This window comes from Pseudonocardia sp. Ae717_Ps2 (genome assembly GCF_001932475.1).
In the GTDB taxonomy this organism is placed as follows: domain Bacteria; phylum Actinomycetota; class Actinomycetes; order Mycobacteriales; family Pseudonocardiaceae; genus Pseudonocardia.
The window spans coordinates 2,229,173-2,242,629 of record NZ_MCIS01000001.1; the positions used below are offsets into that span (position 1 = coordinate 2,229,173).

Genomic DNA, 13,457 nt, shown 5'->3' on the forward strand with positions numbered 1-13,457 from the left:
CGGCGTCAAAGAAATCGGGAACACTCCAGTTCCAGCTTCAGCGCCGGCACTCCGGCGAGTGGGTCCCCCGCCGCGAGCAGGTGCGGGACGAACACCGCGACCGCGACCGCGACCGCGAGCAGCCATCCGCAGGCGAGGACCAGGCCCATCGGAGGCCGGCGACGACGTCGTCCTCCGGCCGGTCGCTGCGGTGCCGTGACGGGAGGATCCTCGAGGGCGAGCGTCATGCCGCACCTCCCGGAACCGAACGGGCCGGCCGCCGGCCGGCGACCCGGATCCGGGGGTCGAGGACCGGGTAGAGCAGGTCGACCACCAACCCGGTCAGCACGAACACGATCGCGGCGAGGACGACGACGCCCTGCACCACCGCCACGTCCTGCTGCTCGACGGCCTGTGCCACGACCCGGCCCAGACCGGGCCGGGAGAACACGGTCTCCACGACCACCGCCCCCGACAGCAGCCCACCGACGATCAGCCCGGTCATGGTCACGGTCGGCAGAGCGGCGTTGCGCAGGGCGTGCCGCAGCAGGACCCGCCCGGTTCCGGCGCCGCGGGCGCGGATGGTGTGGATGTAGGGCTCGGCCAGCGTGGCGTCGAGGCTGCGGGTCAGCAGCTGGGCGATCGTGGCGCCGGTCGGGACGGCCAGCGCCACCGCCGGCAGCACCAGCGAGGCGGGGCCCTGCGCACCGAACGCGGGGAACAGCGGTATGCCGAAGGCGAACCACTGGATGAGCAGCAGCCCGAACCAGAAGGCCGGAACCGCGACCCCGAGGGGCGGTAGCACGCCGAGCAGCTGGGCGAGCCACCGCCGACCCGTCCCGACGGTCACCAGCGCCAGCACGGTCCCGCCGACGACGGCGACCGTCAGCCCGGCGGCCGTCAGCTGCAGTGTCGAGAGCAGGGCCTCGCCGACCACGTCGAGCACCGGACGGTTGCTGACGATCGAGTGCCCCCAGTCCCCGACGGCCGCGGCGCCCAGGCGGGTCGCGTACTGGACGACGAGTGGACGGTCGAACCCGTACTCGTGGCGCAGACCGTCGAGCTGGGCTGGGGTGAGGAACCCGACGCCCGTGCCCGCCATCAGGGTCACCGGGTCCCCGGGCAGCACGTAGAGCACCGCGAAGGTGATGGTGTAGGCGGCCCAGACCACCAGCAGGGCCTGCCCGAGGCGGCCCAGGACGTAGCGAGTCAAACGGAGCGCTCCCAGTTCGTGACCGTCAGGGGATCACCGGCTCCCGCGCGGGCGGGAGCCGGTGATCGCTCAGGTGGGGTCCTTCCAGGCGCCGACCAGCAGGTCGGGCCGCGAGTCCGCGCCGAGCACCACGCCGTGCACACCCCTGGTGGTGGCGACGATCCCGGTGTTCTCGTAGACCGGGACCTGGTAGTACTGCTCGGCGATCCGCTTCTGCACGTCCGCGAGCACCCCGAAGCGGACGGCCTGGTCGACGGAGGCGAGCTGGCGGGTCAGCAGGCCGTCGAGGGTCGGGTCCTTCACCTTGTAGAAGTTGGTGCCGCTCGCGGAGTACACGGTGCGCAGGATGTCCGGGTCCGACGCGCCGCCGGCGATCCACGCCGCGTCGAACGCGCCGCTCTGCCAGGCGGCCAGGAAGTCCGGCGCCGCCCCACCCGAGAGCACGAGCTCGACGCCCGCGGCGCGGAGCTGCTGCTGCAGCACCTCGACCGCGCTCTGGGTCTGGCCCGAGGTGTTCATGTAGATCAGCTTCAGGGACAGCCGGTTCCCGTCCTTCGCCCGGATGCCGTCCGGGCCGGTAACCCACCCGGCGGAGTCCAGGTCGCGCCCGGCCGCGGCCGCGTCGAACCCGAACCACGAGCTCTGGTCGGACCACCCGGGGGTCGCCGCGGACAGGATGCTGGTGCCCACTGCGAACTCGTCGGTCACCGCGGTGTCGCGGATCTGCCCGGCGTCCACGGCGTGGGCGATGCCCCGCCGCACGGCGAGGTCACCCGTCGCGGGCCGGGACACGTTGAAGTAGAGGCCGTTGACGTAGCCCGGCGTGGAGCGGCTCACCACGGTGCCCGCCCCTTCCAGCTCGCCCACCGCCGTCGGGTCGACACCGTTGATCACATCGACCGAGCCGGAGGTCAGGCTGCCCGACCGGACCGTCGACTCGGGCACGACCGTGAAGTCGATCGCGTCCAGGTGCGCTGCCCCGGTGGTGGCGAATCCGGCGGGTGCCCACGCGTAGTCGGGCCGCCGCACCAGGGTGGTGGAGACGTCCTTGGTGTAGTTCTGCAGGACGAACGGACCCGAACCGACCACGCCCTTGCCGGTCGCGCGCTCGTCGTAGGGGATCCTCGTCGTCGCCTGCGACACGATGCCGAGCATCACGCCCGCCGTGTTGGCGGGGAACGCGGCGTTCGGTGTGGAGAACCGGACCGTCACGGTGTCGGCGTCGACCGCGTCGGTGGTCCGGTAGCCGCTGAAGAAGCTTGCCGTGCCGGGACTCTTCGCCTTGTTCGCGACCAGGTCGTCGAAGGTCGCCTTGACGTCGTTCGCGGTGACCTTGCTCCCGTCGGAGAACGTGGCGTCGTCACGCAGCTCGAAGGTGAACGCCGTCGCGTCGGCGTTGCTCGACCAGCTCTTCGCCAGCCACGGTTCGAGCTTCTTGCTGTTCGGGTCGAGGTACAACAACGAGTCGAACAACTGCCGGGTGACCGTCCACGAGTCGTTGCCGGCATTGTTCCCGGACGGGTTGAACGACAGCGGATCGGTGCTCAGGGCGTAGGTGAGCCTGCCGCCATTGACCGGTTCGCCGGTCGGGGGCGTCCCGCTCGCCGACGGGCCGGTCGAGCAGGCGCTGAGCAGAACGGCGATGGCTGCCAGGGCGGCGCCCGCGCCGAGTGTGGCGCGTCGAATGGACACGGTCGGTGGTCTCCTCGTGCGGGAAAGGGTGCCGGCGGCCCAGTCGAGAACTCGGCTCGGCGGGACGAGGGGCTGGATTTGCGCCGACGCTACGTGAGCGGACGGCGACGAAACCCCTGTCCGGGCCCCTACCGACCCCTATCGACATTGTCCGGTCACATTCCCTGGTGTTCCGCGATCCGGGATTGTCGTCGTCGGGCGGCCACGGATGGGGGACGGGCCGTTATCGTGTCCTCGCGCGCCCGGGAGCACGGCCGCGACGACGGCCGACGAGAGGACCGACGCGATGTCGACCCACGCGCGATGTGCCGGCACCGGGACCACCGGCCCGAGTGCCGTCCGTCCCGGACCGTCATCGGGTACATCGGAGTTCGCGTCGGGAGTGTCGGATGCAGTTCAACGTCCTGGGGTCGATCGAACTACGCTCCGCCGGTAGAGCGCTCGCACTCGGTGGGGTCCACCAGCGGGCGACGCTGGGCTACCTGCTGCTGAACGCGAACCGCACGGTGGCGACGAGCCGCCTGGTCGATGCGCTGTGGGGCGAGGACCCGCCGCCGACGGCCCGCAAGATGCTGCAGAACGCGGTGTCGGGGCTGCGCCAGCGGATCGCCGAGGCCGCGAGTGGCGCGGTGGAGGTGGAGCTGGTCACCCGGGCGCCGGGGTACCTGCTGCGGGTGCCGGAGACCCGGGTCGACATGCTGCGGTTCCAGGCGCTGACCGAGTGGGGGCGGACCCGGCTGGCCGTGGGCGACTGGGCGGGAGCCGCGCAGGCACTGCGGGACGGGCTGGGCCTGTGGCGCGGTCCCGCGTTCGCCGACCTCGCCGAGACGGGCATGGACTGGCCGGAGCTCGCCGCCCTGGAGAAGGCCCGGCTGTCGGCCTTCGAGGACCGTGTGGAGGCCGAGCTCGCCCTCGGTCGGCACCAGGAGATCCTGCACGAGCTCGAAGCCGCCCGTGATGCCGAGCCCGCTCGTGAGCGGCTGTGCGGCCAGCTGATGCTGGCGCTCTACCGCTCGGGTCGCCAGACCGACGCCCTCGACGTGTTCCGTCGGGCCCGCAGCGCGCTGCGGACCGAGTACGGGCTGGACCCCGGTCCCGAGCTGCAGGAGCTGGAGCGGGCGATCCTGCACCACGACGAGGTGCTCACCCCGGTTGCGGCGCCCGGGGACACTCCGGCCCCGGCCGAACCGGCCACGCCTGCTGGTGCGCCCGAGACGGGTGCCGGTCCCGGGACGGTGTACGAGCGCAAGTGGGTCAGCGTGTTGCTGGTGCGGGCGGAGCCCGTGGACCGGGACGACGACCCCGAGGCGGTGGCCGAGCGCGCACGCGAACTGCGGGCGGTGCTGGAGGCGGAGGTGGGCATCTTCGGCGGGACCCTGCACAGTCGGCTGGGCACGACCTGGCAGGCGGTCTTCGGTCTGCGCCGCACCCACGAGGACGACGCCGAGCGGGCGATCCGCGCGGCCTGCTCGATCAGGCGCCGGCTCGACGGCAGCGCCGGACCCGTGGGACCTCGCGCGCGTGCCGGGTTCGCCGTCGCGACCGGCGAGGCGCTCGTGACCGCCCGGGCAGCGGGCGACGCGGAGGTTACCGGCGAGGTGGTCGACGGCTGCCTGCAGCAGCTCGCCGACCTGGGCCCGGGTGAGGTGCGGGTCTGTGCTGCAAGCCGGCTGGCCAGCCGGGGCGCGGTCGCCTACGCCCCGGACGGTCAGGTCCTCGGGGTACGACCGGAGCACGAGAACGCCACGTTCAGCGGACCGTTCGTCGGGCGCACCGCCGAGACGGCGATGCTGACACAGCTGGTCGGGGAGGTCGTCCGGGCCCGGCTGCCGCAGTCGGTGATGCTGTTCGGCGAGCCGGGCGTCGGGAAGAGCCGTGTGGTCCGCGAGTTCCGCACCCTGGTGGCGGGACGGGCACAGGTCGTCACGGGCCGGACACCGCGGTTCGGGTGGAACGCGCCGGTCACGCCACTCGCCGGCGTCGTGAAGGAATGCTGCGGTATCTCGGCCGCCGACGACGGCCCGACCGGGCTCCGCAAGCTCACCCGCGCCGTGCACGGCCTCGCCGACGACGCCCGCACGGCCGAGTGGATGGTGTCGGGCCTGCGCCCGCTCGTCGAGCTGTGCGAGAGCACCCGCGCCCCCGTCGAGGTCGAGCAGGTGGCGGCGGCCTGGATCCGCTTCATCGAGGAGTTCGCGCGGCGCAGGCCGCTGGTCGTCGTCATCGAGGACCTGCAGACCGCGGACGCGGCGCTGCTCGACCTCGTCGAGGGGCTCGACCGCAGGCTCGGCCCGGTGCCGTTGCTCGTGCTGGCCACCGCGCGACCGGAGCTGGTCCGCCGGCGCCCGGGCTGGGGTGGCGGCACCACAGCCACCACGGTCCGGACCGTGGGACCGCTGTCCGACGACGAGATCCGAGAGCTGGTCGGGCTGCTGGACCGCCGCCTGCGCGAGGAGGCAGCGCCCGGAGGGACGGGCGGGTCGCCGCTGGTCTGCGGAGCCCAGCTCGTCGACCGGGTCGGCGGCAACCCCTTGTTCGCCAGCGAGTACGTCCTGATGCTGCGGTCCGACATCGGGGGCCGGGCTCCGGTGATCCCCACGCTCACGATCCCGTCCGCGGACGGCGGGGAGCCCGGTGAGCCGGGGACCGGGCGGATCCGGATCCCGCATGCCGTCCACACCATCCTGGCGGCGCGCCTGGACACGCTCCCGCAGCGGGAGAAGTCCGTGCTGCAGGACGCCGCGGTCATCGGTACCGAGGTGTGGGTCGGGCCGCTCCGCGAGATGAGCGGCGCCGACGAGCAGGAGGTCGCCGCCGTCCTCGACCGGTTGGAGCGGCACGGCCTGCTGATGCGCAGCGGACGGCGCCCCGACACCGGAGAGCTGGTGTACGCCTTCCGGCACCCCCTGCTGCGGCACGTGGTCGTGTCCCAGCTGCGTCGCCGGGACCGCCTCGAGCGGCGGACCCGGTGGGCGACGGCTCGTGGCCGCGCGTACGCAGGGGCCGAGACTCCCGTCCCGACGCGAGGTCGGCTCTCGGGGTGAACCCGGACCACGGCGGGCGATGACGGGACAGTTCCCGCCCAGTGGGTGCCCTCGGTGACGATCGGGGCGCGGGTCAGCCGATGGTGGCGAGGGCAGCGGCGTCCTGCGACGTCCGGCGTGTCACGACCCGCAACCCGGAGTGACGTGAAGGAGTCGTGGTCGTGGTCGGACGGGATGTGGTGGACCGCCGGATCGGGGAGCTGCTGGGCGGCGAGCCGTGTGGTGGATGCGCGCTCCTGGTCGAGGGGCCGGTCGGCGTCGGACGGACCGCGGTGCTGCGGGCGATCGCCGACCGTGCCGCGCAGCGCGGCCATGCCGTGCTGTCGGCGACCGGCTCGCGCGCCGAGCGGACCGTGCCGCTCGGGTTCGCCCGGCAGCTGGCCCCCCGCCGGTCACCGGACCCGGTGACGCCCGAGGACCGGGTGCTCCGGTTCGCGTCGCTGGCCGGGGACGTCGTCGAGCAGGCGGGGGGAGCCGACTCGCGGCTGATGCTCGTGCTCGACGACCTCCAGCTCGCCGACCCCGAGTCGCTGGAGTTCGTCCTGTTCCTCCTCCGGCGGATACCCGCACGCCAGGTCGTGCTGGTCGCCGCGTTGCAGACCCCGGTCCCCGCCGCGGCGGACTCCGTGGCCTTCGTCGCGGAGCTGTCCCGGACGTTGCGGGTCGAGCGCCTGCGCGTCGACCGCTTCTCCCCGGACGAGGTGCGGGAGCACCTGGCCGCGCGCCTGGGCGCGGAGCGGGCGGCGGAGCTGGCCGGGCGCGCGGTCGCGCTGTCGGGCGGCAGTCCGCTGCTGCTCGACGCGCTGGTCGAGGACCACGTGCGAGGGGCCGCCCCGGCGTTGGAGGGGTACGCCCGGGCGGTCGCCGGCGGGGTCCATCGCGGTGGACCCGTGGTGACCGAGGTGGCAGCCGCGCTGGCCGTCCTCGGACACTTCTGCTCGGCCCCGTCCGACTCGGTCACGGAGATCGCGCGGGTCGCCCAGGTCGGCCGGGAGGCCGCGGAGGTGGCCCTGCAGACCCTCGCGCAGGCGGGGCTGCCCGCCGAGCCGCGGTTCCCGGACGCCGCGGTGCGCGACGCCGTGCTCGACCGCGTCGACCCGGCGCGCCGGGCCGACATGCACCTCGCGGCCGCGGGTGTGGCGCACGAGTCCGGCCGGCCCGCCACGGTGGTCGTCGACCACCTCCTGGCGGCGGCGGACCGGTGCCGACCGGGCGCTCCGTGGGCGGTCGACGCGCTCGTCGAGGCGGCCGACCGGGCGGTGCTCGACGACGAGCCCGAACAGGCGGCCCGGTGCCTGCAGGTGGCCCGGCACCACGGCGCGGCGGAGCGGGCGGCGTCGCTCGCGGCCCGGCTCGCCGCGGTGCTGTGGCGGGTCCGTCCGCTCGCGGCGCTGCCCCCGCTCGACGAGGCGCTGCGCCGGGGCGTCGGCGACCACGACGCCGCGGAGGCCGTGCGGCAGCTGGCGTGGCACGGCCGCATGGCGGAGGCCACCGCGCTCCTGGCGGACCTGGCGCGGCGCGCCGAACTGGACACGCCGACGCTGTCGGCGTTGGAGACGTGGGCGCGCCACCGCGCCCCCGGGGCGATCGCGGTGCCGAGGCAGCCGTGGACGGGCCGGGCCCGGGAGACCCGGGTGCGGCCGGAGACCGACCCGTGGCTGCAGTCCGCGGCCCTGCTCGCCGACGCCCTCGAGCACGGGACTCCCGGTCACGTCGTGACACACGCCGAGATCGTGCTGCGCGACGTGCGGCACGGCCGGGGGAGCACCTGGTCCGAGGAGGCGATGGTGCTCGCTCTCGAGGTGCTGGCCCGGGCCGGCCGGGCGGCCGACGCGCTGGCTCGCGGGGAGCAGCTGCTGGCCGAGGGCCAGCCGGTGACGGGGCAGGCGAGGACCGCGGCGGTGCTGGCCGCGATCGCCCTCGAGCAGGGCGACCTCGCCGCGGCCACGCGGTGGGCCGCCGACGCCCTGCGCGTCCTGCCGGTGGCCGCGTGGGGGATCGAGGTCGGGGCGCCGCTCGGCGTGCTGGTGGATGCACTCGTCGGGACCGGGCGGCTCGACGAGGCCGCCAGGTGGTTGGTGAGCACGGTTCCGGCGGCGATGGACGTGGGGCTCGCGGGGTTGCGCTACCGCCTCGGCCGGGCCCGGTTCCGGATGGCGACGGGGCACCCCGCGGCGGCCTTGGCGGACTTCACCGAGTGCGGGGCGATGCTCACCCGCTGGGGCCGTGACGTCGCCGGCGAGTCGGTCGCGTGGCGCCTCGGTACCGCGACGGCCCGGCTGCAGCTGGGGGAGGCCGCCGAGGCGCGCCGGATCGCCCACGAGCTGGTGTCGACCCGGGATCCACGGACCCGCGCGTCCGCGTTGCGGGTACTCGCCGCGGCGAGCGCGGCGGAGCGTCGGATCGGCATGCTCACCGAGGCCCTGGAGCTGTTCGAGTCGGTGGGCGACATCGTCGGGCAGGCCTTCGTCCTGTCGGACCTGAGCGAGGCCTACCGCGCGGCGGAGGAGATCCGCACCGCACGGCTGACGTCGCGGCGTGCCCTGCATCTGGCCCGGGTCGCCAGCGTCGCCCCGCTCGTGCGGGAGCTGGAGCACGTCAGCGGGGCCGACCAGAGCGACACCGACGGTCCCGGGACCGTGGCCTCCGCCCTCTCGGACTCCGAGCGGCGGGTGGCGGGTCTGGCCGTGCGGGGCTACTCGAACCGCGAGATCGGGGCGCGCCTGTTCATCACGCCCAGCACGGTCGAGCAGCATCTGACCCGGGTCTACCGCAAGCTCGGCGTGCGCCGACGTCGCGACCTCCCGCCGGACCTGTGGGCCGAGGTCAACCGGGCGAGCTGACCGGCCCGGTCCCGGCGGGGAGCGGGGAGGACGGCATGGCCCGCAGGGCCCGGGTCACCACGTCGCCCGGGACGTCCGGCACCAGCTCGGGTCCGGCGGGCCCGTCGAGCACGAACGTCAGGCCGTGCGCGACCGCCTTCTTGTCCGAGCGCATGAGGGTGACGAGTCTGTCGACGCCGACCCCGTCCGGCAGCGTGGTCGGCAGCCCGTAGTGCGCCACGACCTCCCGGTGCTCGGCGGCCCGCGCCGCGTCGATGCGGCCGAGCTCGTGTGCCAGCACCCCGGCGAACACCGTGCCGACCGCGACCGCCTCGCCGTGGCGGAGCCGGAACCCGGTCGCCACCTCCAACGCATGGCCGAGGGTGTGCCCGTAGTTGAGGACGTGACGGCGCCCCGCGTCCCGCTCGTCGCTCGCGACGACGGCGGCCTTCATCGCCACGCTCGTCGCGATCTGCTCTGCCAACGGTCGCCCGCGCAGGTCGCCGGTGCCGATGAAGTGGGCCCGGGCGATCTCGCCGAGCCCGTTGGTGTGCTCGCGGGCGGGAAGGGTGCGCAGGTAGTCGGTGTCGCACAGCACCGCGGCGGGCTGCCAGTAGGCGCCGACGAGGTTCTTGCCCTCGGGCAGGTTCACCGCGGTCTTGCCACCCACGCTCGCGTCGACCTGCGCCAGCAGCGACGTGGGCAGGTGGATCACGGGGACGCCCCGGTGGTACAGCGCGGCGGCGAGCCCGACGACGTCGGTCGTGGTGCCGCCGCCGCAGGACACCACCGCGCCGGCCCGCGTGAGCCCGGCCGCGGCGAACTCCCGGCACAGGGACTCCACCTGGCCGAGGGTCTTGTCGCGCTCCCCGTCGGTCAGCGTGACCTCGACCGCCGGCACTCCGGGCGGCGGCACGGCCCCGGCGGGCCGGGCCGAGACGACCACGACCCGGTCGGCGCCGAGCCCGGACACGATGCGGGGCAGGAGATGCCGGACCCCGGATCCGATGTGGACGTCGTAGGAGCGGGCACCGAGGTCCACCCGCACCCGGTGCGCGTCGTCGCGGCTCACCGTGCGCCCGCCTCCGGCTCTGGAGCGGGGACCAGGTCGAGCAGTGCCCGGGCGGCGAGCCGGTAGCCGGTCGCGCCGAGCCCGACGATCACCCCGGCCGCCAGCGCGGACAGGATCGACTCGTGGCGGAAGGCCTCCCGGGCCCAGACGTTGGACAGATGGACCTCGACCCATGGCCGCGGGTAGGCGGCGAGGGCGTCGCGCAGGCTCCAGCCGTGAATCATCAGGGCCCCGGGGTTCACGATCGCACCCACCGTGTCGTACCTGTCCTGCACCGCGCGGACCAGCTCACCCTCACCGTCGAGCTGTACCGACTCCACTGTCCAGCCTCGGCCGGCGACCTCGGCCGCCACGTGCTCGGCGATCTGGTCCAGCGTCGTCGTCCCGTAGATCTCCGGCTGTCTCGTCCCCAGCGTTCCCAGATTGGGCCCGTTCAACAGAAATAGCGATGGCACGGTTCTCCTTGCGGATGGTGTCGTAATGCACGAACAATTCTAGGAGAATCTTCCGGGGTTGGCGGCCGAGGCGCTGAAATAGGGGTTCCTAGGGGGCGTTAGGGGCGGTGACGTCCCGATTTACCAGGGTTACTCTCGAATGGTCCCGGCAGGTGTCGGGCAGTTTCCCGCGATGTCGCGCATTCCACCGTCAGAGAGAAGTGATGCGTCATGGCCGACCACCTGCAGCCCGCGCCGGAGCTCCCGGCGTGGCCTCAGTACTCCGATTCCGAACGGACCGGTCTGATCCGGGCACTGGAACAGGGGCAGTGGTGGCGGATCGGGGGCAGCGAGGTCGACTCCTTCGAGCAGGAGTTCGCGCAGTACCACGGATCCGAGCACGCGCTCGCCGTGACCAACGGCACCCACGCCCTCGAGCTCGCCCTCGAGGTCCTCGGCGTCGGGCCGGGCACCGAGGTGGTGGTCCCCGCGTTCACGTTCATCTCGTCGTCCCAGGCGGCCCAGCGGCTCGGCGCCACGGCGGTCCCGGTCGACGTGGACCCGCAGACCCTCAACATCGACCCGGACGCGGCCGCCGCCGCCATCACGCCGCGGACCCGGGCGATCATGCCCGTGCACATGGCAGGCCTGGTCGCCGACATCGACGCCCTGAACAAGATCGCCGCGGACAGCGGGGTGTCGATCGTGCAGGACGCGGCGCACGCCCACGGCGCCCGCTGGCGGGGGAAGCGGATCGGTGAGCTCGGTTCGGTGGCGGCGTTCAGCTTCCAGAACGGCAAGCTGATGACCGCGGGCGAGGGCGGAGCCGTCCTGTTCCCCGACGCCGGGCTGTACGAGGAGGGCTTCGTCCGGCACAGCTGCGGGCGGCCGCGGACCGATCGCGGCTACTTCCACCGCACCTCCGGGTCCAACTTCCGGCTCAACGAGTTCTCGGCGAGCGTGCTGCGGGCCCAGCTGGAGCGGCTCGACGGCCAGATCGAGACCAGGGAGCAGCGGTGGCCGCTCCTGCGCTCACTGCTCGCCGAGATCCCGGGGGTCGTGCCTCAGGCCGACGACGAGCGCGCCGACCGGAACCCGCACTACATGGCGCTGTTCCGGCTGCCGGGCATCGGCGAGGAGCGCCGCAACCTGCTCGTCGACCAGCTGGTGGCGCGCGGCCTGCCGGCCTTCGTCGCGTTCCGCGCCGTCTACCGCACCGCCGCGTTCTGGGAGACCGGCGCCCCGGACGAGAGCGTGGACGACCTCGCACGCCGCTGCCCGAACTCGGAGGAGATCACCGCCGACACCGTCTGGCTGCACCACCGGACCCTGCTCGCCCCGGAGGCCGACATCGAACGGGTCGCCGCGATCATCGCCGAGACGGTGGCGGCACTGTGAGCGCAGCCGTCCGGGTCGCCGTAGTCGGTGCCGGGTGGGCGGCGCGGTCCATCTGGTTGCCCAGGCTCGCCTCGCTCCCCGGCTACGTCGTCACCGCCCTGGTCGACGCGGATCCCCGGGCGTCGGCGGCCGCTGCGGACCTGGCCCCCGCCGCGGCCCGGTACACCGGCGCCGACCAGCTCGATCCCGCCGCGATCGACCTCGCTGTCGTGGCGGTGCCCAACCACGCCCACGCCGCCGTCGCGAGCGGTCTGCTGCGGCGCGGGATCGCCGTCTTCGTGGAGAAGCCCGTCTGCCTGGACGCTGCGCAGGCCGCCGAGCTGGCCGAGGCCGAGCGGGTGGGCGGGGCGGTGCTGCTCGCCGGCAGCGCCGCCCGCTACCGGGCCGACGTCCGCGCCCTGGTGGATGCCGCGGCCACGGTGGGCGAGCTGCGCCACGTCGACCTCTCGTGGGTCCGTGCGCGGGGTGTCCCGGACGCGGGCGGCTGGTTCACCGACCGTCGGACGGCAGGCGGCGGCGCGCTCCTCGACCTGGGATGGCACCTCCTCGACGCCGCGACCCCCGTACTGGGACGGCTGGAGGTCGAGCACGTCGCGGCCGCGGTGTCCGGCGACTTCGTCAACGATCCCACCCGGCGGGCGGGATGGCGCCCCGACACCGACACCCGCGAGCGGGCCCACGGTGACGTCGAGGACACCGTGCGCGCCTTCCTCGTCACCCGGTCCGGCGTGTCCGTGTCCCTGCGCGCGAGCTGGGCCTCGCACGAGGTGCGGGACACGACGGTGCTGACCGTCGAGGGGAGCCGGGCCGTCGTGCGGCTGCGGGCGACCTTCGGCTTCAGCCCCCATCGCGAGGGCGGATCGACCCTCACCACCACACGTGCCGGGGTGACCACCGAGCTCGACCCGGTCGACGAGCCGATCGGGAGCGAGTACGACCGCCAGCTCGTCGAGCTGCCGGCGCTGCTGCGCGACCCGAGCAGCCGCGGGGTGGCCATCGCGGAGGCCGAACGGGCCGTCGCCCTGATCGACCGGATCTACACCTCGGCCCGGGCCACCGAGCCGACCACGCTGGGAACGGGGAGCCGACCATGACGGTGCACACCGAGTCGTCGCACGTCCTCACGGTCGTCGGACCGACCACCCCCGCCGACGCCGTCGTCTTCGACCTCGACGGAGTCCTGGTGGACAGCTTCGACGTGATGCGCGAAGCGTTCGGCATCGCCTACGCCGAGGTCGTCGGACCGGGAGAGGCTCCGTTCGCCGAGTACAACCGGCATCTCGGCCGGTTCTTCCCCGACATCATGCGGATCATGGGGCTCCCCCTGGAGATGGAGGAGCCCTTCGTACGGGAGAGCTACCGCCTCGCGGACCGCGTGTCGCTGTTCCCCGGGGTCGCCGAGCTGCTGGCCGAGCTGGACGCCCGGGACGTGCCGCTCGCGGTCGCGACCGGCAAGGCGGGGGTCCGTGCCCGGTCCCTGCTCGACGGGCTGGGGGTGCTCGGCAGGTTCCGCCACGTGATCGGGTCGGACGAGATCAGCCGGCCGAAGCCCGCCCCGGACATCGTGCTCCGCGCGCTCGACCTGCTCGACGTCGCGCCGGAGCGGGCCGTGATGGTCGGTGACGCCGTCACCGACCTGCGCAGCGCACGCGGGGCGCGGGTCCGCTCGGTCGCCGCGCTCTGGGGCACGACCGAGGAAGCGGCGCTGCGGGCCGAGGGGCCGGACGTGGTCGCCACGGTCCCGACCGACGTGTTGGCGCTCGTCCGAGCCGCCTGAGCCCGACACCGCAGAGACGAGCCGCC

General features: G+C 74.1%; 10 protein-coding genes. 5 read left to right on the plus strand and 5 right to left on the minus strand.

The window, feature by feature from the left end; genetic code table 11:
* Positions 1-5: 5 nt before the first annotated feature.
* From Ae717Ps2_RS36055 to Ae717Ps2_RS10630, 3 genes are all read right to left on the minus strand, one after another.
* The gene (locus tag Ae717Ps2_RS36055) at positions 6-227 is read right to left on the minus strand and encodes a hypothetical protein (RefSeq protein WP_143510362.1); all 222 of its coding nucleotides are present in this window, start codon (positions 225-227) and stop codon (positions 6-8) included.
* Positions 224-1,192 carry an ABC transporter permease gene (locus Ae717Ps2_RS10625; protein ID WP_075306004.1) on the minus strand — a complete coding sequence of 323 codons (969 nt, stop codon included), beginning with the start codon at positions 1,190-1,192 and terminating at the stop codon, positions 224-226. Before Ae717Ps2_RS10625 ends, Ae717Ps2_RS36055 begins: the two co-directional genes overlap by 4 nt.
* 69 nt (positions 1,193-1,261) lie before the next feature.
* Positions 1,262-2,884, minus strand: coding sequence for an ABC transporter substrate-binding protein (locus Ae717Ps2_RS10630; protein WP_075306006.1), 1,623 nt, complete (start codon positions 2,882-2,884; stop codon positions 1,262-1,264).
* A gap of 389 nt (positions 2,885-3,273) precedes the next feature.
* Between Ae717Ps2_RS10630 and Ae717Ps2_RS10635 the strand changes: the two genes are divergently transcribed.
* Positions 3,274-5,928: a BTAD domain-containing putative transcriptional regulator gene (locus Ae717Ps2_RS10635; RefSeq protein ID WP_075333285.1), complete on the plus strand. Its 2,655-nt coding sequence runs from the start codon at positions 3,274-3,276 to the stop codon at positions 5,926-5,928.
* Positions 5,929-6,089: 161 nt separating this feature from the next.
* Positions 6,090-8,771, plus strand: a complete 2,682-nt coding sequence (locus Ae717Ps2_RS10640) for a LuxR C-terminal-related transcriptional regulator (protein ID WP_158071483.1) — start codon at positions 6,090-6,092, stop codon at positions 8,769-8,771.
* On the opposite strand, the gene Ae717Ps2_RS10645 is transcribed toward Ae717Ps2_RS10640, so the two are convergent.
* Both Ae717Ps2_RS10645 and Ae717Ps2_RS10650 read right to left on the minus strand, forming a co-directional pair.
* Entirely contained in the window at positions 8,755-9,822 is a 1,068-nt protein-coding gene (locus tag Ae717Ps2_RS10645; protein ID WP_075333287.1) for a 3-dehydroquinate synthase, read from the minus strand. The genes Ae717Ps2_RS10640 and Ae717Ps2_RS10645 overlap by 17 nt on opposite strands.
* Entirely contained in the window at positions 9,819-10,277 is a 459-nt protein-coding gene (locus tag Ae717Ps2_RS10650) for a type II 3-dehydroquinate dehydratase (protein ID WP_075333288.1), read from the minus strand. The genes Ae717Ps2_RS10645 and Ae717Ps2_RS10650 overlap by 4 nt, the downstream gene beginning before the upstream one ends.
* A 210-nt stretch (positions 10,278-10,487) precedes the next feature.
* Here Ae717Ps2_RS10650 and Ae717Ps2_RS10655 point away from each other — a divergent pair, with 210 nt between their 5' ends.
* Genes Ae717Ps2_RS10655 through Ae717Ps2_RS10665 form a run of 3 tightly spaced genes read left to right on the plus strand, consistent with a single transcriptional unit; the run spans position 10,488 to position 13,431 of the window.
* Complete coding sequence (locus tag Ae717Ps2_RS10655; RefSeq protein WP_075333289.1) at positions 10,488-11,654, plus strand: DegT/DnrJ/EryC1/StrS family aminotransferase; 1,167 nt, start codon at positions 10,488-10,490, stop codon at positions 11,652-11,654.
* Positions 11,651-12,748, plus strand: coding sequence for a Gfo/Idh/MocA family protein (locus Ae717Ps2_RS10660; protein ID WP_075333290.1), 1,098 nt, complete (start codon positions 11,651-11,653; stop codon positions 12,746-12,748). The genes Ae717Ps2_RS10655 and Ae717Ps2_RS10660 overlap by 4 nt, the downstream gene beginning before the upstream one ends.
* Positions 12,745-13,431, plus strand: a complete 687-nt coding sequence (locus Ae717Ps2_RS10665) for an HAD-IA family hydrolase (RefSeq protein ID WP_075333291.1) — start codon at positions 12,745-12,747, stop codon at positions 13,429-13,431. The genes Ae717Ps2_RS10660 and Ae717Ps2_RS10665 overlap by 4 nt, the downstream gene beginning before the upstream one ends.
* Positions 13,432-13,457 lie beyond the last annotated feature (26 nt).